Source organism: Acinetobacter sp. KS-LM10, assembly GCF_036896575.1.
Classification (GTDB): Bacteria; Pseudomonadota; Gammaproteobacteria; order Pseudomonadales; family Moraxellaceae; genus Acinetobacter; species Acinetobacter avistercoris.
This window is the reverse complement of the sequence record NZ_CP145906.1, coordinates 2,763,757-2,782,844: the sequence shown is the minus strand read 5'-3', so window position 1 is coordinate 2,782,844 and position 19,088 is coordinate 2,763,757. Positions and strand designations below refer to the sequence as shown.

Sequence of the window (19,088 nt, the reverse complement as noted above, 5' to 3'; positions counted from 1 at the left end):
CACTTATCTCCCCACCACATAACATGAATCACTCAGTGTTCCTTGAGCACAAGAGGTAGCTTGAGCTTGATTTTTACTGGCAGCTAAAACTGGCCATTCAATAACGGTTGTATCTACAGTAATTTTTTCAGTTGCACAGGCGACATAAAAAGTTGTATTGGCCACGACTATATTTGACGTTAATGATGGAGATTCACACAGTGTTGCAGGTGGATTGGTCGCAGTCGTTTGCATTGCCGTCTGTAACTTATTTTGCATTTCATTAATAACGATGTAGTTGATGTTCATGTCCTTTTGTACATTCAGCATACGACTAATCGCTAAACCACTCCCAAAAGCGATAATCGAGAAAATGATTAGCCCGACAAGAGAGTCTATGAGGGTGAAACCTCGCTGATTAGTTAACTTGAATGTTTGCTTTTTCATTATTTTTCTCGATATCAATCTTTAAATTAGCGTCGTTCAAACATGTTGTCGTTATTCCTGTCGCTAAAATTAAAACGCCAGAGGAGTTAAATGCTAAGCATTCAAAATCTATTGCATTGGTTTTAAGCGCTATGCCGCTCGCGATGGGATAACTTTGCAAAATATAATTTTGAGAAGGCGTGTTATCTATAGAAGCTATGCATGCATTGGGTGTGTATGCTGCCGCTCGAACAACATTGATCGTATTGGTTTCACGATCAAAACATACGCTAACTGCTGGGTAGGTTGTGGGTTGATCATTGGTATTTCTTAAGGCAGCAGATTTAGCTTGAAATACAGCATTTTTTAATGCGGATACACTATTATTGACTTGGCTACGATCTACCCAAGCACTTGTTAAAGCGCTTCCAATCAACAATAAAATACTTAAAACTGCGATCGTAATCATGAGTTCAATCAAGGTGAAACCTCGTTGAATCGAATGACTTCCTTGTGAGCGATTCATACTATTTAACCCACGAAGTTACTGAGCCACAGTTTGTTGCTTCTCTCAGACCTTGATTCGTTAGCTTTAACGTACAACCTGTAACTTTAGCGTCTGAACCTGTAGCTTGTAATACATAAGTCAGTCCATCTGTCGATGTGTATTGATAGACAAAGGCAGATGAGGTCGGGTTCCAAGTGCTAAATGTAGTGCTCGTTTTAATGAGGTCAGTCGTGGTTAAATCTGCGATGGGATAACTTAAAGTCCGTTGGTATGCTTGTTCAGCTGAAAGAGATAATGCAACTAAATTGGATTGGGCCTCTTTAATTTTTGCTTTCGTAATATAGTTTTGATAACTCGGGACTGCAATTGCGGCTAAAATAGCCATAATAACAACCACAATCAATAACTCAATTAATGTAAAGCCTGTATTTTTTTTCATCATCATCCCCAAAATAGTTAAAAACTATTTACTAATTTTTACAGTAATTCTACTGTAGTATTTAAACAATATTAAGTTGATGAGTGTGGCTTATTTAACGATGAAGAGGTTAAGTTAATATAATGATAGTATTAAGAAAATCTTAATTTAATTTTATCTATTTGTTTTAATTAGTTATTTTTTTATTTTTGAAATTTTTATATAATAATGAGTATGAAAAAAATTAATCATCATTTTTATTAATTAATGATACTTGTTTAACATTATTTTGATTTTTATTTTGAAAGTAACATTTCTAAAACAAACTTTGAGCCTATAAAACCAATCGCTAATAATATAAAACCAAAGATCGTAAAACGACGCGCTTTTTGACCTCGCCATCCAAATTTATAATGTCCAAATAATAAAGCACCATAAACAAACCACGAGACAATGCTGAATGCAGTTTTATGTGCTAAATGCTGAGCAAAGAAATTATCGATGGTAAAAAAACCAAAAAGTAATGCTGCAGTTAATAATGTAAATCCAGTGATTAACATATCAAATAGTAAAGATTCCATCGCTTGATACGAAGGAAGTAAATTGACCCAAACGCGTTTTTTTTGTTTGTTTTTGAGTTCTCGGTCTTGCAACCAAAGTAAAACGGCATGAATGGTGGCCATGAGCAATACGGCATAGGCTGATAAAGACAAAATAATATGAATGTCTAGCCCAAAAGAATTCTCTCTGAGTTCTAAAATCGGTTGGCTCATACTAAAGCCTAAAATCAAACCGAGACCCGCAACAGGAATTCCGATTAAATTCAAAGCAAGCACAGGGCGATAGCTACTGTAAAGTAAGCTAAGTAAAAGCATTAATGCTGATGTGAAAGAGAGTAAATTGAAGACATTATAATTAATCCCAAGCGGAGTTACCATATCGAAATACAATACCAACCCATGTAGAAATAAACCTAAACCAGAAACAACACCGATAAACCAATGATTTGGCGTACGTTTTGACATTAAATGTAAAAACAAATACCAAAAAGATGTGGTATAAGCAAATAATGCTAAAATTGTATAAACCAAAGGGAGGCTAATCATGTCAAACCTTTTTCTGGATGCTGAATATTCATGTTATGAGATATAAATTCCATGCGAACTACAGTATCCTATAGCATCTTATGCATAAATTTTCTATTTTAAGAAAGATTTTTTTGCAACAACCATTTTAAGCGGATTTTGCAATGTTTGATACCTTAACAGAACGACTCACGCAGAGTTTAAGAAATGTTACTGGCTCAGGGCAACTGACCGAAGATAATATTAAAGATACGTTACGTGAAGTACGTATGGCTCTCCTTGAGGCGGACGTTGCCTTGCCTGTGACTCGTGAATTTATTGCGAAAGTTAAGGAAGAGGCATTGGGTCAGGAAGTGATGACTCAGCTTTCTCCAGGCCAAGCTTTTGTCAAGATTGTTCATGACGAACTGACAAAAATGATGGGTGCAGCCAACGAAAGCCTAGATCTTGCTGCAAAACCACCTGTAGTGGTGTTGTTGGCAGGTTTACAAGGTGCGGGTAAAACCACAACTGCTGCTAAGCTTGCGCGCTTCTTACAAGAGCGTCAAAAGAAAAAAGTCGCAATGGTCTCTGCCGATGTATACCGTCCAGCAGCGATTAAGCAGTTACAAACTGTTGCGGGGGAAGTGGGTGCGATTTTCTTAGAATCAAGCGCTGATGAAAAACCGATTAATATTGTGAATCGTGCCATTGAGCAAGCAAAAATCCAATTTGCTGATGTTCTGATTGTCGATACTGCAGGTCGTCTGCATATTGATGATGACATGATGGATGAGATTAAAGAGCTTCACGCAGCGATTAATCCAACTGAAACCTTATTCGTGGTCGATGCCATGACGGGTCAGGATGCCGCAAATACTGCCAAAGCCTTTAATGATGCTTTACCTTTGACAGGTGTGATCCTGACAAAAACCGATGGTGATGCACGTGGTGGTGCAGCGCTTTCAGTTCGTGCCATTACGGGTAAGCCAATTAAGTTCTTGGGTATGGGTGAAAAGCTTGATGCTTTAGAACCTTTCCATCCTGAGCGTGTAGCACAGCGTATTTTGGGCATGGGTGATGTTCTTTCTTTAGTCGAAGAGCTTGAGCGTAAAGTCGACAAAGAAAAAGCCGAAAAAATGGCTAAAAAATTGCAGAAGGGTGGTAACTTCAACTTTGAAGACATGCTAATGCAATTTGAACAAATGAATAAAATGGGCGGCATGATGGGCTTCTTGGATAAATTGCCGGGAATGAGCAATTCGGGTATTCAAGACGCGATTGCACAGGCAAACCCTGAAAAGCAAGTCAAAAAAATGGAAGCGATTATTCAATCGATGACCATTAAAGAACGCCGTAATCCAGATCTGATGAATCCTAGCCGCAAAAAACGTATTGCGGCAGGTTGTGGTATGGATGTGGTTGAAGTGAATAAGCTGATTAAGCAACATGCGCAGATGGCGAAAATGATGAAGAAGTTTTCGAATCCAACGGGTATGGCAAAAATGATGAAATCGCTCACGGGAATGCAGAAAAAACTCGGCGGCGGTGGCGGTGGTATGGGCCCATTATTTGGTGGTAGTGATAAAAAGTAGATTTTTTATTAGTAATGGATGAGGCGCTTAGAGCGCCTTTTTCATTTTTAGCAATCTTGATTCAATCATTAAAGAGATTAATAATTAAGATATTAATAATTAAGAGATTTCTGATCCAAATCTAAAAATTAGTTTCTAAGCAAAGCGGCAATTTCTTTATATCCCTTTTTTTCTGCATGTTGCAAAGCACTTACTCCATTTTTATCGGGAATAGTTTTATCCGCTCCAGCCTCTAATAAAATTTTAATGATTTCTACATAAGGCGCGCTGCCATCACTCAATACAACGGCTTCAACTAAGGCGGTCCATCCCAATTTATTCACATGATTGATTGGATAATTGGGTACGTTAGCGAGCAGACGCACTGTTTCCACGTGTCCTTTTTCTGCCGCAGGTATTAAAGCCGTGCCTCCATAGCGATTATAAACGTTAAAATCAGGCTGATAGTTTAAGGATAATTTTACAATTTCCAAATAACCCTCTGCACTAGCATAAAGGAAAGGACTATTTTGCATATTGTCTTGGGCATTAACATCAGCCCCAGCTTGTATGAGGAGTTTGGCAATATCCCATTGCTTTGAGTAAATTGCATTCATCAGTGGGGTTTCACCCTGACTGTTACGTTGCTCTAAATCAATATTTGAATGAATAAGAGCCTGAACGGCCTGTATATTTCTAGATTTAATGGTTTCAAATATAGTCGTAGCCTCCACTGATTGATGCGTTGAGTTAAGCTTTGCTTCCGATTGGCATCCCGCCAATAAAATACAGCCTGAGATTAAACCAATAGCGTAAAATTTTTTATGCTGCATAACCATTTATCTATTTCCTCATATTATTCGTGAGTTATCGTTTGAAGTTGCACGAAGTAAGTGATCATTGACCTCACATATAATTCATAAGCCTGTTCTTAAAACGTTTTAATTGAGTTTGTACTGTTAAATTTGATTTAAGTAAATGCTCAAAATATTTGTTATTCAATAAGTTTTATAGGAAACCAGTGATCAATTAAAATCTCATGGATAACTCAGCGCTTATTGTTTATTTCTTAACTTTATTATCAATATTTACAGATTGATAAAAACTTTCTCCGCATAAGTTTTTGATTAAATCATCACTCATTGCAAAGAATGAAATCTTTTTATTCATATCAACATAAGAAAAGGTATGTCTTTTCTTCAGGTCTTTTTCAGGAATTCCATTGGTTACAGTCTGAATGTTATGATCGACACAATAACCAAATATTTCTTTTGTGGTTTTGTCTCTAAGGCTATACGCCTCGTTTATAGGAAAAATAAATTTACTATTAGAATTATCTAAATCTTTTTGAATAGACTTTTTAAATATCGCACTTGGACTATCACCAGCCATTTTTCCAATGACTTCTAAGGCCGCCACATATTCATTATCTAGTCGTGATCTTAAATAACTTAATTCTGAAGGCGAAGCGAGCGTGCGGATAATGCCTGCATTTTTCTTCTCTACGCTAAATTTATCCCAGTTATTCATGACGCCGACTAAATAAAGAGCAGATCCTATCTGATAAGATTCTTGAATTTTGCTACATCCAGTTGTAGTCAATATAAAAACTAAAACAAACAGAATATTTTTCAAAATATAACCCACCATTAAACAAGCATAATTAAATCTTAAAATTAACGATTATTTATTTAGAGCGAACCTAAACCCTCGACTCGGGTTTAGGTTCAGTTTTAGAAAAGATTAATACGATTTAATCTTATTTATATTTATCGAGATTAGTTTCAGGACCTTCTGTAACTACAGATTGTGCTTTACCAAAGCTTTCCATCAAACACTTATATTCAGGGCATACATGATCAGAAAGAATTTCTGCAAAGCGTGAACCTTCAGGACGGTTCCATGTACGCATTAACTCAGCGACGATAGCAAAGGTATCTGTTGGTATTGCACCAGCTTGTGTAACGCGAGCAATCGTTGTATCCGTTGCCAATTTACTCCAGTTTCCTGAGGCATCCACAACACAATAAACATTATAGCCTTCTAAACGAGCACTAACTGCAGGGAATGCCATACAAACACTGGTCAGTGTGCCTGCAATAATGAGCGTATTTCTTCCTGTTTTCTTTACTTCTTCGACAAATAAAGGATTATCCCAGGTGTTAATTTGACCAGTACGAGGAACATATACTGCATGTGGGGCATATTTATGTATTTCAGGAATGAGTGGACCATTTGGACCATCTGGCACTGATGCAGTGGTAATTACGGGGATGTCCAAAAGAGTTGCTGTTTTAGCAATAGCAGTAACGTAATGACGTAAATCAGCAACAGGAACATCTCGTACTGTATTAAATAAACCACTCTGGTGATCTATAAGTAATATTACTGAGTCGTTAGGATCTAGCATTCCATTCGTAGCTGTCATAAGTATCACCTTAAAATTTTTAATTGTGTTTTGTTTGAAAAGTAAACTATTTTTATGGAAAATAAATTTAGTTCAGCTACAACATAATGAAAAAAATCAATCAAGGTAAGGTTTACAGTGTTTAATCTTGTAAATCATGGATACTCTTAAATCTGCAATTATTTCAAATATTTTTTAATAGGTTTTAATCAAAAATCTTATTTTTAGATGATAAAAAATCATTTTCGAACAACAAAAATAACCTAATTTCATTGTATGAATTTAGGTTTATTAGAAAAATATAGCGTTATTATTATTTTAATCATGCTTACAATTGCTGAGGAATTATAAGCTGTGATCAATATCTATCTTGCTTATGGTTCATATGTAAATAAGTAAGGTATTGACAGTTTTGCTTCTTACGTTAGAAGCTATATTAGAACTTAAAATCTAACTAAATTCGTCTGAATGAAGTATTTTCTTAAAAATGAAAAGAGAGCTTATTGCTCTCTTTTATAGTTTTATTTAAGGTTTTATTCAAAATGAAGCTGGTATTCATCTGTCGTAATTTTGATTTTTAAGTTCTTATATTTTCTTTTAGTCGCGCTGAGGGCTGATTTGGTAACTTCTGAGTAAAACTTAGGATCTTTCAGGAGGACATAAAATAACTTATATCCAATCAATAATTTTCTTGATTTATTTTCTTCTTTTAAATCATTTTCAATTAATCGATCTAGATCTTCTACAGAAAAACTATGCATATAAACCTCATTCGTGTATTTCTGAACGAACACCATACACACTAATTTAAGTTAATTGAAGTATTTGATATATAAAATATTATTGAGAAATCCATATCTAAAATTTATATGAAATTAAGGGCAGACAATAGCGTAATAAAGCATTTGGTCAAAAGAGTCACTTTAAAACGCTTCGAAAGTTGCTTAGTACATCACGGTAAATATATCTAACATGTGATATGAATCAATATTAAATGTAGAAGTCAATTCTTTGATTTTAATGACTATTTTAAAATCAATTATGCTTGTTTTTCGATATAAATTTTTAAACCTTTTAATAATAAGTCAGGCTCAATAATAGGATTAAAGTCATGGAGGTATTGTGCAAATAAAGCAGCATCGCCACCCGTTAATACCAATTGACGTGGTGACTGCATCATCACTTGACGAATCGTACTGAGTAAACCTAAAAAAATACCATGATGCACAGCATCTATCGTATTGCGACCAGGGCTAAGCTCAGAAAATGCCATATCTGGAATTCTAATCCCTTTGGTATTTTGAATGAGTGAGTTACGTTGCAAATACAGGTTCGGCAGGATATAACCACCCAAGTGCTGTAAACCTTCAGTTAGATCAATGGTGAGTGCTGTACCGCAACTGACAATACATAAATTTTCATTCGCATTCGCGACCGCCAAAACTTGTAACCAACGGTCGATTCCCAATTGACTGGTATTGTCATAACCACACATTAAACCTGAATATTCAGCATGTACTTTGGCGAAGATTACAGGAACATCCAGCATCTTAAGAATATGAATAATACGATCATTATTCTTTTTGTCTTGAACGGATGAAATTCCGACGTGGTTTAAATTTAAAGATTTAAAATGCTGAATCAAACCAAGCATCAAGTCGGCTGGAGACTGTAAATGTAGTTCAGCCGCGTGTTCAATCACTTGGTTGTTTTCTGTGATCCAATATTTAAGACGGGTATTACCAATATCTAGCCAAAGACGTTTCATGCTGCATTCCGTAGATTTATTTCGCTACTTTAAGGCGAAGACGCCCTTGATAAAAGCCTTCTAAGTTTTGATTGATCAAAATATTGATACGACCATCGTCTGAGATTCCTTTAAAAATACCAGAAATAGTTTGATGAGTTTGCTCAAATTCAACTTCTTGATCGATAAAAGCTGCGGAATGATTAAAGCGAGCTGCAAGGTTATAGCTACCGTGTTCAAACCATTGTCCAGCTTGTTGGATCGCAAGATAAAGCTCACTAATGATTTGAATACGATTAGGGAACTGTAAACCCAGCTGCATCAATGATGTTGCTTGTTGTTCAATTTCGGCTGATTCAACAGGAAATAAGTTGATGCCGATGCCCACAATTGCTTGATGTGAACCAATCGGTTCAACCAGAATACCGCCCCATTTACCTTGTTGACTATATAAATCATTAGGCCATTTGACTTGTAATTGAGTGAGTGACTTTAGGCTCGGTATTTGCAAAATATTCAATGCAATTTCAAGTGAGAGACGCCCATCCAAGGGTATTCGTGTTTCAAGCAATGTGCTTAAATAAATATTACCGGCAGGTGAGACCCATGGTCTTTGATGTTGACCTCGTCCGTGAGTTTGCATTTCACTACAAACCAAAATACCTTGAACGCCACTATTGGCCAATGCTCTAACTTCGTCATTGGTTGAAGTGGTGGTTTGTTTCAGCAAGAGAACTTCGGGAAGTTGCTGTGCATCACTGAGAAGTTGTCGAAGATGACGAGTCTCTAAATCCATGTGGAATATGAGAAGAGTAAAAGATTTATGGAGTTAATCATATATTTAGCTATTGGTGCAATCGCTGGCTTTACTGCTGGGTTGTTTGGGGTCGGAGGAGGCCTCATTATTGTGCCCATATTGTTCGTAGTTTTTAACCAAATGGGATATGACCCAAGTGTCATTATGCATATGGCTTTAGGAACTTCATTGGCCACCATCATGGTGACATCAATCAGTTCAGTGATGGCCCATCATCGAAGAGGTGCTGTGCTTTGGTCTGTATTTAAAAATTTAGCGCCTGGCTTGGTATTGGGTTCGTTTATCGGTGCAGGTATTGCGGGCCTAATGTCGGGAAGCAATTTACAATTGGTAATCGGTTTTTTTGCCCTGTGGGTGTCGTACCGAATGCTCAGTACTGCTCATGTGCAAGTGGATCCAACGAAAAAGCTACCGTCCGCGGCTTTACAGACTTTAGCAGGCAGTGGCATTGGATTAGCTTCAGCTATATTTGGTATTGGTGGCGGGAGTTTGACGGTTCCGTATTTGAATAAAAATGGCGTGACCATACAAAAAGCCGTCGCCACATCAGCGGCCTGCGGCCTCCCGATTGCTGTTGCAGGTGCTTTGGGGTTTATGTACTTTGGTGCAAAAACCCAAATACCAATTGAAAATGCCATTGGTTATGTACACATTTATGCCTTTCTGGGCATTAGCGTCATGAGTTTTATCACAGCGAAACTCGGTGCAAAAGTAGCGCATGCTTTATCACCAGCGATGCTGAAAAAATGTTTTGCGCTTTTATTATTGAGTGTGGGGCTATATTTTGTTTACCAAGGTATTTTTTGATTGGTTATTTTTTTGATTGGTTATTAGCGTTATTCGAAGATATTCCAACAGAGAAAAATTTATTTAAACTGACTTGAAAATTTAACTTGATCTCAAGCGAATTTGAGCTAAATTTGATATGAACTGAAGCAAGACAGTACAGAGCTGTCTTGCTTTTTTTAGAACAAAGCGACCATGCTATCAAATAATAAAGTGATCTTCTGAGCACGGGATAATTAGCATGGAATAAAATGACACATCAATGTGGTTTGAAGTAAGAGATGTAATCATTTTAATGTCTTTTGATTCTGAAAAATTAGAAATAGAATTGACCTAAAATATCTAAAATTGTCCTACAAAGACATAGTCAAGCGCTATATAGATCGGATAAAAACAAAGAAACTGATTTGAAATATTCAAACAGATTAAAAAAATAAACAGGAATATTATGCAATTGGAAGATGTGGATAGTCTCTCTGAACAAATTGCCAAGCATATTAGTGAACAAATTATTAGTGGCGAATTGGTTGAGGGTGAGCGTATACAGGAACTGCGAATAGCGAAAGAGCTCGATGTTAGTCGGGGTTCTGTTCGTGAGGCGTTGCTGATTTTAGAACGAACGCATTTGATCGAAATTTTTCCGCGCCGGGGGGCGATTGTATCTGAAATGTCGGCACAACAAGTTCGTACATTATTTGATACAAGTGGATTGATGTTGGGGCAAATTGTACAACGTATTGGGGACACTTGGCGCAGCCATGAGGCTGAGTCTTTACAAGCATTAATGCAGTATTTAATTGAACAAGTTAATCAAGCGAATACAGAAAAATTTTATGATGGTGTGTTTCAATATTTAGCGAAACAGCATGATATGGTCGCAAATCCGTACCTGATGAAATTTTATAAAGACTTACTGCCTTCAATTAGACGTTGTTATTTTTTAACCTTAAATACCTCTAAAAGAGAGCTACAAGAGGCTTTAGAACTCATAAAACTGGTGATCGATGCTATTTTAATCCGAAAATCACAACAAGCCACTTTATTTATGGATGATTTTTGCCGACACTTGCGTAACCTAGTGTTAGAGTCTCTAGCACGTATGAAACAAATTGAATTGGCTTGGGCGCGTAGATCGCGCAGATAATTAGGACACTATGCGTTTAAGCAGCTTAAAACTTTCTGGCTTTAAATCTTTTGCCGACAGTAGCACCTTACAATTTAAAGCAAATCGTACTGCGGTGGTGGGGCCAAATGGATGTGGGAAATCCAATGTGATTGACGCCATTCGTTGGGTCATGGGGGAGTCAAGCGCGCGCCAACTTCGTGGCGGAACGATGCAAGATGTTATTTTTACAGGCACGGCTAAGCGTAAACCTGTCGGGATGGCAAGTGTAGAACTACGCTTTGAAAATACTCAGGGAAAATTAGGTGGGGCTTATAATGCCTACACCGAACTCGCTGTACGCCGTCAAGTGAATCGTGATGGAAAGTCTGAATACTTTTTAAATGGGACGAAGTGCCGTCGTCGAGATATCACGGATATTTTTCTAGGTACAGGGCTTGGTCCGCGCTCATACGCCATTATTGAACAAGGCATGATTAATCGCTTAGTCGATGCCAAGCCTGATGAAATGCGGGTATATATTGAAGAAGCAGCAGGTGTTTCTCGCTATCAAGCTCGACGTCGTGAGACTTTACAGCATCTAGAGCACACCACTCAAAATCTAAGTCGTCTCGATGATATTGCGCTTGAATTGAAATCACAGCTTAAAACCTTAAAACGCCAAGCTGAAACAGCAATTCAATATAAAACGCTAGAAACTGAAATTCGAACGTTAAAAATTGAAATTCTGTCCTTCCAATGCGAGCAGAGTCAGCGGATTCAGCAAGAATATAATGCTGAAATGACTGATTTGGGTGAACGCTTCACATTGGTTCGCTCTGAATTAACCACACTGGAACATGACTTGGCTTCAACCAGTGAACTCTTTCAACGGTTAATTCAGCAATCTACGCCATTACAAAATGAATGGCAGAATGCAGAGAAAAAGTTGGCTGAATTGAAAATGACTTTGGAACAAAAACAAAGTTTATTTCAACAAAACACTGAAACATTGACGCAACTCGAACAGCAAAAAGTTCAGACCAGTGAACGCATCAAGTTAATTGATTTGCAGCTTGAAAACTTATTGAGTACGCAAGAGTCTCAAGCTGAAATACTTCAAGAAAGTGAGGCAGAGTCACAACAATGGACTCAACAATTCCAAGATTTAAAAGCTCAACAGAGTCAAGCTCAACAACAATTTGAGCAAATTAAAGGGCAGGTTGAAAAACAACAACAGCAAAAAGCGCAAATGTTAGCTCAGAGTGAACAACTCGCCAAAAACATTTTGCGTATTGAACAGCAAAAAGAGACTTTAAAATCTCAATCAATACAAATTCAAAATCAATGCCATACTGACGATATTGATGAATTGAATTTGGATAAAGTTAAAGTTCAAATGCAATTAGATGCGTCAGAGCAGAATACGGTCGAATTAAAACGAGATTTGGAACAACAGCAAGAACAACTTCAAGATCAAAAAGCACAAATTTCAGTATTGAAGTCGGAAGTGCAAGTGCTGCAGTCTGAACAGAAAAACTTAACGCAATTGATGGCGAAAACCACGGTAAAAGTAGATGCCAATTTCCATCAATTGATGACTGTGCTGAAATTGAGTGATCAAGCGAAAAGCCATGCCCATTTGATTGAAAAGTTTTTGGCGAAATGGTTGACCGCTCATGTACTTCAAGATGGTGAAAGCTTTCAAGACAGTGTCGCACGTCAAATTAAAGCCAGTGCACAATCAAATGATACTGATATTGACACTAATGTTATTGATATTGCCGGCTTAAGTTGTCTCGCCGAGTGGATTGAATCACCGAAACATTCGCTTTGGCACAATGTGGCGATTGCAGAAGATTTAAAGGCTGCACTTCAGCACCAACATGCATTGAAAACAGGTCAATCCATTTTAACCCTAGATGGGTATCATATCGGCCAAGATTGGGTTGTGGGACTGTTCTTTGACGAAGCCAGTCAATCGGCACAAGGTGCACTGAGTCATCGCATCCGTTTAGATGATATTGAACTTGCTTTACAAGATTTACAACCTCAGTTGTTGAATGCTGAAGCCGCTCTACCCAAGTTAAATGCGCATATTGCTGAATTGCAAAAACAAATACACACTGTGCAGCAGTCTATCAAGCAAAATCAAACTGAATTACAGAGTCTGGCTGTAAACATTGCTACGCAACAAGCTGCGATGCAAGCGTATGAGGTGCAAAAGCAACAGCTTGGTTCACAATTGGCGCAGTTAGATGCTCAGCTTGAAGAAGATGCGATGCAAAAGGATGATCTAGAGATAGAACTGCATGCGCTAAATCTTAAACTTGAGCAAAACCTACCCGCTTATAAAACAGCTCAATTCCAACGGGATGAATTGACTGATCAAGTGGAAAATGTGCAGCAATCTATACAAACAAAACAACATGATTTAGAAGCCTCACGCCGTTTAGCCGTACAAAATCAACAACAGATTGAACTGCTGGAAAAAGATGCGTCCTTTTTAAAAGCACAGTATCAGCAAATTATTTCGCAAATTGAACAAGCGCAGAAATTTGTCGATCCCATTCAGCTCGAATTACCAAGTTTAAAAACACAGTTTGATGAGCAGGCAAAAATCACAGAAAAACTGCAAAAGACGTGGTCTGAATGGCAAGTTGAATTAAATAATGTTCAATCAAAGCAACAGTATTTAACTGAACAGCGTCATCAATATCAGCAAAATGACGAAACTTTTCGTAGTCAACTTGAAGAAAAGCGTCTGGCTTGGCAAGTGACAAAGTCAGATTTTCAACACTATTCGGAACAGCTTAAAGAATTGAATAGTGAGATTATTACTGATCTGAAAATTGAGCTCTCGGCACATCAAAAAAAATTAGAAAAAGCTCAAACGAGTTTTGAAAAGATAGGTGCAGTAAATTTAGCCGCCTCAGAAGAATACGATGACGTTTCCAAGCGTCACGAAGAATTAAGCCATCAAATGCAGGATCTCGAAAATACAGTGGGTCAATTGAAAGATGCGATGAAAAGTATTGATCAAGAAACCAAAAAATTATTTATGACCACATTTGATCGAGTCAATGTTGAACTACAAAATCTATTTCCAAAGGTTTTTAATGGCGGAGAGGCGACATTAAGTCTAGAGGATGATTGGCAGTCGGGTGTTAAACTGATGGCTCGCCCACCAGGCAAACGCAATAGTTCATTGGCATTATTATCGGGTGGAGAAAAAGCGCTGACCGCTTTGGCTTTGGTTTTCGCAATCTTTAGATTAAATCCTGCGCCATTTTGTGTTTTGGATGAAGTGGATGCTCCTTTGGACGATGCTAACGTCGGTCGCTTCTGTAATTTAGTAAAAGAGCTTTCTGAACAGGTTCAATTCATTTACATTACTCATAATAAAGTTGCGATGACGATGGCAACCGATTTGCTGGGTGTGACGATGCCAGAGGCGGGTACATCGAAACTCGTTGCTGTGGATTTGGAAGAAGCAAAAGAATACGGTTTAGCTGCGGAGTCATAATATGGAAGTCACCACAATCGTTGGTATTGTTGTTGCCATCATCATTTGTTTGATTGGTTTGAAAATGATGTTGCGTAAGCCAAATGATGCTGCGCCGTCTTTAGATTCTGAGCTTCATATTAATTCGGAAAGTAATCAGCCCGTGATTCCACGTCATGTGCGTAATCAGCTTGCTGTAGAATCGAATGAAATCAGTGATGGTCGTGTTGAACCAAGTTTAGGCGCGGTTGATCCGAACGCTGAGATGAATGATGAGCGTGAAGCTAAATTTACGGCAAGCACTGAATCGGCAGCGACAGCTGAGCAGACTGAACAGCTTGGGACAGCTGATTTATTGAATGCGAATACCGAAGAAAACAAAATAGAAAAGGTTATTACGACGACATTAGACTCTTCAGACATGCTGAATGAGCAAACTGATCTACATAAACTATCGGATGCTGCAAAAGATTCAACAACGATTGATTCATCTGAGACGACTCCTAAAACCCCAGCGGAATTTGTCATTAATCCCAATATAGCGACCGCTGTGATTCAGGATTATGAAGAAGACAGCAGTATTTTGGATGTGCATCTGCATGAACAGCAACGTTTTGATGATGAAAGTGCACTGGCAAATGCAGAATACATTATTAGCTTAAATGTATATCCAAATCCTCGCAAAGCATTATCAGGGGATAAAACGTTAAAAGTTATGCTGAAGTATGGTTTGCGATTTGGTGAAATGAATTGCTTTCATCGTTATGAAAAAACTGAAGAAGTTAGCCCTCTAATGTTTTCTGTGCTCCGTATAACAGATCAAGGCCCCGCTGGTTTTGATCTAGAGTCATTATCTGGTGAGCAAGTTCAAGGCTTGGCTTTCTTTTTGGCTTTACCGCATCACAATGTTCAAAAAGGCTATGACAGCATGGTCAGTATCGCGGGTTTAATTGCGCGTGAAACAGATGGTACGGTTTATGATGAAAATAATCTTGAATTCACGCCACAGCTTAAGGAACACTGGCGCCACAAGGCAATCGATTACCGTCCAGGACAAGATGTTTAAAATCGTTGTTGCTTAGTTTTAGTTGTTTCTAAATAGCGAACGTCGAGTGGCGTACTTGTTAAGTCGTTTTTAAGGCTTAGTTTTTTTCAAAGCTTGAAGTTTATTTAAGTTTAATAAATATAAAACGCGAACATTAGTCTATTGTGAAAATTGATTTATAATATGACAACGAAAAATTTTGGGCGGAATATTCCGCCCTTTTATATGGTGAAATTTTCATGGATCAAACTGCTGTAGTGGTGCAAATGCGCCAACTCATTCGATTATTGGCGCAACATAATCATGCCTATTATGTAATGGATCAGCCGACAATTGAAGACAGTGAATATGACCAGCTATTTCACCAATTAAAAGCATTAGAACAACAGTATCCTGATTTAACGCAATCTGATACGCCGACCAACACCGTGGGTGCGAAAGCCTTATCTAAGTTTGAAAATATTACCCATACGGTTCCAATGCTGTCTTTGGGGAATGTATTTAATCAAGAGGATTTGATGGCATTCGCACGTCGTATTGAAGAGCGTTTGCCGAATCAAAAGATTCAATATGATGTTGAATTAAAGTTTGATGGATTAGCGATTTCATTGTGGTATGAAAATGGAGTTTTGGTCCGTGGTGTGACGCGCGGCGACGGTGAAACGGGTGAAGTGATTACCCAAAATGTCAAAACGATTCGTAATCTACCTAAAACCTTAAATTCATTGAAGGGAGAAGTCCCTCAGTTGCTTGAAGTCCGTGGTGAGGTATTGATGCCCAAAGCAGGTTTTGAGAAATTAAATGCTGAAAATCTAGAGAAAGGCGAGAAAACTTTTGCTAATCCACGTAATGCAGCGGCGGGCAGCTTACGTCAACTTGATCCGAGTATTGCAGCGTCACGACCATTAGCATTCTATGCATACGGAATTGCACAATGTGAGCCGCATCATGGTCAACTGACCATGTCAGCGAGTTTAGAATGGCTGACTCAATTTGGATTCGCAGTGGGAGAACGCCATTTCGTTTGTGACAGCATAGAAGACGTGCAGACGGTCTATGAAAAAATCAATGCGGAACGTCCAAATTTAAGTGTAGAAATTGATGGTATGGTCATTAAGGTGGATGATCTAAAACAACAAAAACAATTGGGCTTTTTAAGTCGTGAACCTCGTTGGGCAACCGCCTATAAGTTTCCTGCAATTGCTGCTTTAACGACAGTGGATCAGATTGATTGGCAAGTGGGTCGGACGGGAACCATTACACCCGTAGCACGTCTTAATCCTGTGGCTGTGGGTGGTGTGACGGTTTCCAATGTGACTTTGCACAATATTGGTGAAATTCATCGTTTAGATGTACGTATTGGCGATACAGTCAGTGTTTATCGTAGCGGTGATGTGATTCCAAAAGTTGAAAAAGTTTGGCCTGAATTCCGTCCTGTAGACGCGATCGAAGTTAAACTCCCTGAAAGCTGTCCTGTTTGTGCATCGCCTGTTGTCATGCCAGAAGGCGAAGCTTTGGCGCGTTGCTCGGGTGGCTTGTACTGTGCTGCACAACGTATTGAAGCAATTCGCCATTTTGTATCGCGCAAAGCAATGGATATTGAGGGATTAGGTGATCGCTGGGCCGAGTCTTTATTACATTTAGATTTACTCAAAGATGTGGCTGATATTTACCATTTACATGAGCATCGTGAAAAACTACTCACGATTGAAAAAATGGGTGAGAAGTCAGTTCAGAACTTGATAGATTCGATTGAAAACAGTAAGAAAACCACATTTGCGAGTTTTATTTTTGCTCTGGGTATACGTGGCGTCGGAGAGACGACCGCAAGGATGTTAGCCAATACTTTCCAAAATTTGGATGCACTTAAAGCAGCTGATCTAGAAGCATTGAAAAAAACCCCAGATGTTGGAAGTATTACGGCTGAGTGGATTATTGACTTTTTCCAAGCTGAGCATAATGTCGAAGTGGTGGATCGTTTAATTGCTGCGGGAATTCATTGGGATAATCCGGTCGCACCTACACGTCAGCCTTTAAATGGTGAAAGTTGGGTGATTACTGGCACACTGAGTCAAATGGGGCGTGATCAAGCAACACAAATGCTGCAAGCTTTAGGTGCACGTGTGAGTGGCAGTATCTCAAGCAAGACCAAATGTTTGGTAGCTGGTGAGAAGGCGGGTTCAAAACTAGATAAGGCTGAAAAACTCGGTGTTAATATTTTAAATGAAACCGATTTCTTAGCACTCATGGCTGAATATGGTCAGCATCTAGACGCTTAAATATTTATTATTTTGCGTGTTTAAAATTAAGTTTTATAAATTTAAAGTTAATCGTTTTAGTTTCTTGATTTCAGATTTCAGATTTCAGATTTCAGATTTCAGATTTCAGATTTCAGATTTCAGATTTCAGATTTCAGATTTCAGATTTCAGATTTCAGATTTCAGATTTCAGATTTCAGATTTCAGATTTCAGATTTCAGATTTCAGATTTCAGATTTCAGATTTCAGATTTCAGATTTCAGATTTCAGATTTCAGATCAATGCTAAAAATATAGATCAATGATAAAAAGCCCAGATGATGGGCTTTTTATTTGGATTTAAGAACGTTTTTTGACGATACCATCATCAATTAACTGCTGAAAATGCTCGACCAAGCTGCTTTCAACATCACGGTATTGCATACCCAATTCATCAATACTTTTTTGTGCATTAAAGTAGATAGGATAGCCGACATTTAATTCTACGTACTTACGAGAATGTCCAAGAAACGGACCAACGGCTTTGATTAAAAATTTCGGTGTTTCCATTTTAGGAAATGGATATTTTTTGCCAAAATGTGCAGTGAGGACTTGTCCCATTTCTAATAAAGACAGTGATTTTGCACTAATAATATAACGACCATTCACATCCTCTTGAAAAGCGGCTTTGATGTGCGCATCAGCAACATCACGTACATCAACCAAAGCGCTCCAAATTTTTGGCACACCAAAACGAGTTACGCCACTACCAAACTGTTGAAGAACTTCGACACTGCCTGATTGGGTTAAAGGCGTCAGTGAAGGACCAATGACCAAGGCTGGGTTTAGACAAACCAACTTCCAGCGCGATTGCTTTTTTTGCATATCCCACGCTTTACGTTCAGCAGCCACTTTGGAATAGTAATAAGGCTGATGTTCAGCATCACTGGTGGTGTTCCAATGGCTTTCGTCAAAACTATTATTCGGCGTTTTTAAAATATCAATTGCATCGCCATAAGTCGAGGCGATACTTGATGTGACCACCACACGTTTAACCGACTCCGTGCGATTGACACTATTTAAAACATTGACTGTGCCTTTAATCGCAGGATCGATTAAGTCTGCAATTGGATCTTTAAAATTGGTCACTAAAAAAGGTGATGCCATATGGATGACGACAGCACAGTTTTGCATTGCGACATCAAAAGAGCCGTCATCGAGTAAGTTGGCTTTAAAGAGTTTAAGAACGCCTTGCGTTTCTGCCGCGATTTTTTCTAAATGTTCAAAGCTCGCTTTTTTATTCAAATCCCGAACAGTGGCATGAACAATATGACCTTGCTCAAGGAGTTGCTTGATGACCCAGCTTGCAATATATCCAGTCGCACCGGTCACTAAAATAGGACTTGTTGTTGTATTCATAAATAATTGCTCTGTATGATTAATCCATATCATTTGAATCATAAGAGTAATTCAA

The 19,088-nt window shown here is 38.2% G+C and carries 17 protein-coding genes; 6 read left to right on the top strand and 11 right to left on the bottom strand.

The genetic code is table 11. The features are described from left to right. Positions 1-3: 3 nt before the first annotated feature. From V5M36_RS12565 to V5M36_RS12550, 4 genes are all read right to left on the bottom strand, one after another. Complete coding sequence (locus V5M36_RS12565) at positions 4-426, bottom strand: PulJ/GspJ family protein (protein ID WP_338559548.1); 423 nt, start codon at positions 424-426, stop codon at positions 4-6. Continuing rightward, complete coding sequence (locus tag V5M36_RS12560; RefSeq protein ID WP_338559545.1) at positions 398-931, bottom strand: pilus assembly FimT family protein; 534 nt, start codon at positions 929-931, stop codon at positions 398-400. Before V5M36_RS12560 ends, V5M36_RS12565 begins: the two co-directional genes overlap by 29 nt. A 1-nt stretch (position 932) precedes the next feature. After that, complete coding sequence (locus V5M36_RS12555) at positions 933-1,352, bottom strand: type IV pilin protein (protein WP_338559542.1); 420 nt, start codon at positions 1,350-1,352, stop codon at positions 933-935. 275 nt (positions 1,353-1,627) lie between these two features. Then, positions 1,628-2,437 carry a cytochrome C assembly family protein gene (locus V5M36_RS12550; protein ID WP_338559539.1) on the bottom strand — a complete coding sequence of 270 codons (810 nt, stop codon included), beginning with the start codon at positions 2,435-2,437 and terminating at the stop codon, positions 1,628-1,630. Positions 2,438-2,580: 143 nt separating this feature from the next. Here V5M36_RS12550 and ffh point away from each other — a divergent pair, with 143 nt between their 5' ends. Further along, on the top strand, positions 2,581-3,990 hold the full coding sequence (gene ffh / locus V5M36_RS12545; protein ID WP_338559537.1) for a signal recognition particle protein: 1,410 nt from the start codon (positions 2,581-2,583) through the stop codon (positions 3,988-3,990). A 128-nt stretch (positions 3,991-4,118) separates the two neighbouring features. Here ffh and V5M36_RS12540 read toward each other — a convergent pair whose 3' ends face one another. The 6 genes from V5M36_RS12540 to V5M36_RS12515 all read right to left on the bottom strand — a co-directional run bounded on the left by V5M36_RS12540 (position 4,119) and on the right by V5M36_RS12515 (position 8,919). Then, positions 4,119-4,808 (bottom strand): ankyrin repeat domain-containing protein, encoded by a 690-nt coding sequence (locus V5M36_RS12540; RefSeq protein ID WP_338559534.1) that lies wholly within the window; start codon positions 4,806-4,808, stop codon positions 4,119-4,121. Positions 4,809-5,031: 223 nt separating this feature from the next. Then, on the bottom strand, positions 5,032-5,619 hold the full coding sequence (locus V5M36_RS12535; RefSeq protein WP_338559532.1) for a hypothetical protein: 588 nt from the start codon (positions 5,617-5,619) through the stop codon (positions 5,032-5,034). Positions 5,620-5,728: 109 nt separating this feature from the next. Beyond that, on the bottom strand, positions 5,729-6,397 hold the full coding sequence (locus tag V5M36_RS12530; RefSeq protein ID WP_338559530.1) for an isochorismatase family protein: 669 nt from the start codon (positions 6,395-6,397) through the stop codon (positions 5,729-5,731). Between the two features lie 512 nt (positions 6,398-6,909). Beyond that, positions 6,910-7,137 carry a hypothetical protein gene (locus tag V5M36_RS12525; RefSeq protein ID WP_338559528.1) on the bottom strand — a complete coding sequence of 76 codons (228 nt, stop codon included), beginning with the start codon at positions 7,135-7,137 and terminating at the stop codon, positions 6,910-6,912. A gap of 278 nt (positions 7,138-7,415) precedes the next feature. Continuing rightward, the gene (locus V5M36_RS12520) at positions 7,416-8,144 is read right to left on the bottom strand and encodes a type III pantothenate kinase (RefSeq protein WP_338559526.1); all 729 of its coding nucleotides are present in this window, start codon (positions 8,142-8,144) and stop codon (positions 7,416-7,418) included. 16 nt (positions 8,145-8,160) lie between these two features. Next, on the bottom strand, positions 8,161-8,919 hold the full coding sequence (locus V5M36_RS12515; RefSeq protein ID WP_338559524.1) for a biotin--[acetyl-CoA-carboxylase] ligase: 759 nt from the start codon (positions 8,917-8,919) through the stop codon (positions 8,161-8,163). A 27-nt stretch (positions 8,920-8,946) separates the two neighbouring features. On the opposite strand from V5M36_RS12515, the gene V5M36_RS12510 reads away from it, so the two are divergent. From V5M36_RS12510 to ligA, 5 genes are all read left to right on the top strand, one after another. Next, positions 8,947-9,747, top strand: coding sequence for a sulfite exporter TauE/SafE family protein (locus tag V5M36_RS12510; RefSeq protein WP_338559522.1), 801 nt, complete (start codon positions 8,947-8,949; stop codon positions 9,745-9,747). A gap of 427 nt (positions 9,748-10,174) precedes the next feature. Continuing rightward, on the top strand, positions 10,175-10,870 hold the full coding sequence (locus V5M36_RS12505; protein WP_338559520.1) for a GntR family transcriptional regulator: 696 nt from the start codon (positions 10,175-10,177) through the stop codon (positions 10,868-10,870). A 10-nt stretch (positions 10,871-10,880) separates the two neighbouring features. Beyond that, positions 10,881-14,354, top strand: coding sequence for a chromosome segregation protein SMC (gene smc / locus V5M36_RS12500; protein ID WP_338559518.1), 3,474 nt, complete (start codon positions 10,881-10,883; stop codon positions 14,352-14,354). A gap of 1 nt (position 14,355) precedes the next feature. Continuing rightward, entirely contained in the window at positions 14,356-15,399 is a 1,044-nt protein-coding gene (locus V5M36_RS12495) for a cell division protein ZipA C-terminal FtsZ-binding domain-containing protein (protein ID WP_338559517.1), read from the top strand. Positions 15,400-15,617: 218 nt separating this feature from the next. Beyond that, positions 15,618-17,657 (top strand): NAD-dependent DNA ligase LigA, encoded by a 2,040-nt coding sequence (gene ligA, locus V5M36_RS12490; RefSeq protein ID WP_338559516.1) that lies wholly within the window; start codon positions 15,618-15,620, stop codon positions 17,655-17,657. Positions 17,658-17,974: 317 nt separating this feature from the next. Here ligA and V5M36_RS12485 read toward each other — a convergent pair whose 3' ends face one another. Beyond that, positions 17,975-19,033 (bottom strand): NAD-dependent epimerase/dehydratase family protein, encoded by a 1,059-nt coding sequence (locus tag V5M36_RS12485; protein WP_338559514.1) that lies wholly within the window; start codon positions 19,031-19,033, stop codon positions 17,975-17,977. Positions 19,034-19,088 lie beyond the last annotated feature (55 nt).

Bases quoted from the DNA above. Each gene is read 5' to 3' on its own strand.
- V5M36_RS12485 (WP_338559514.1), bottom strand. From the start codon at position 19,033: ATGAATACAACAACAAGTCCTATTTTAGTGACCGGTGCGACTGGATAT.
- ffh (WP_338559537.1), top strand. From the start codon at position 2,581: ATGTTTGATACCTTAACAGAACGACTCACGCAGAGTTTAAGAAATGTT.
- V5M36_RS12510 (WP_338559522.1), top strand. From the start codon at position 8,947: ATGGAGTTAATCATATATTTAGCTATTGGTGCAATCGCTGGCTTTACT.
- V5M36_RS12515 (WP_338559524.1), bottom strand. From the start codon at position 8,919: ATGGATTTAGAGACTCGTCATCTTCGACAACTTCTCAGTGATGCACAG.
- V5M36_RS12550 (WP_338559539.1), bottom strand. From the start codon at position 2,437: ATGATTAGCCTCCCTTTGGTTTATACAATTTTAGCATTATTTGCTTAT.
- V5M36_RS12565 (WP_338559548.1), bottom strand. From the start codon at position 426: ATGAAAAAGCAAACATTCAAGTTAACTAATCAGCGAGGTTTCACCCTC.
- V5M36_RS12520 (WP_338559526.1), bottom strand. From the start codon at position 8,144: ATGAAACGTCTTTGGCTAGATATTGGTAATACCCGTCTTAAATATTGG.
- V5M36_RS12540 (WP_338559534.1), bottom strand. From the start codon at position 4,808: ATGGTTATGCAGCATAAAAAATTTTACGCTATTGGTTTAATCTCAGGC.
- V5M36_RS12495 (WP_338559517.1), top strand. From the start codon at position 14,356: ATGGAAGTCACCACAATCGTTGGTATTGTTGTTGCCATCATCATTTGT.
- V5M36_RS12530 (WP_338559530.1), bottom strand. From the start codon at position 6,397: ATGACAGCTACGAATGGAATGCTAGATCCTAACGACTCAGTAATATTA.
- V5M36_RS12505 (WP_338559520.1), top strand. From the start codon at position 10,175: ATGCAATTGGAAGATGTGGATAGTCTCTCTGAACAAATTGCCAAGCAT.
- V5M36_RS12555 (WP_338559542.1), bottom strand. From the start codon at position 1,352: ATGAAAAAAAATACAGGCTTTACATTAATTGAGTTATTGATTGTGGTT.
- ligA (WP_338559516.1), top strand. From the start codon at position 15,618: ATGGATCAAACTGCTGTAGTGGTGCAAATGCGCCAACTCATTCGATTA.
- V5M36_RS12525 (WP_338559528.1), bottom strand. From the start codon at position 7,137: ATGCATAGTTTTTCTGTAGAAGATCTAGATCGATTAATTGAAAATGAT.
- smc (WP_338559518.1), top strand. From the start codon at position 10,881: ATGCGTTTAAGCAGCTTAAAACTTTCTGGCTTTAAATCTTTTGCCGAC.
- V5M36_RS12560 (WP_338559545.1), bottom strand. From the start codon at position 931: ATGAATCGCTCACAAGGAAGTCATTCGATTCAACGAGGTTTCACCTTG.
- V5M36_RS12535 (WP_338559532.1), bottom strand. From the start codon at position 5,619: ATGGTGGGTTATATTTTGAAAAATATTCTGTTTGTTTTAGTTTTTATA.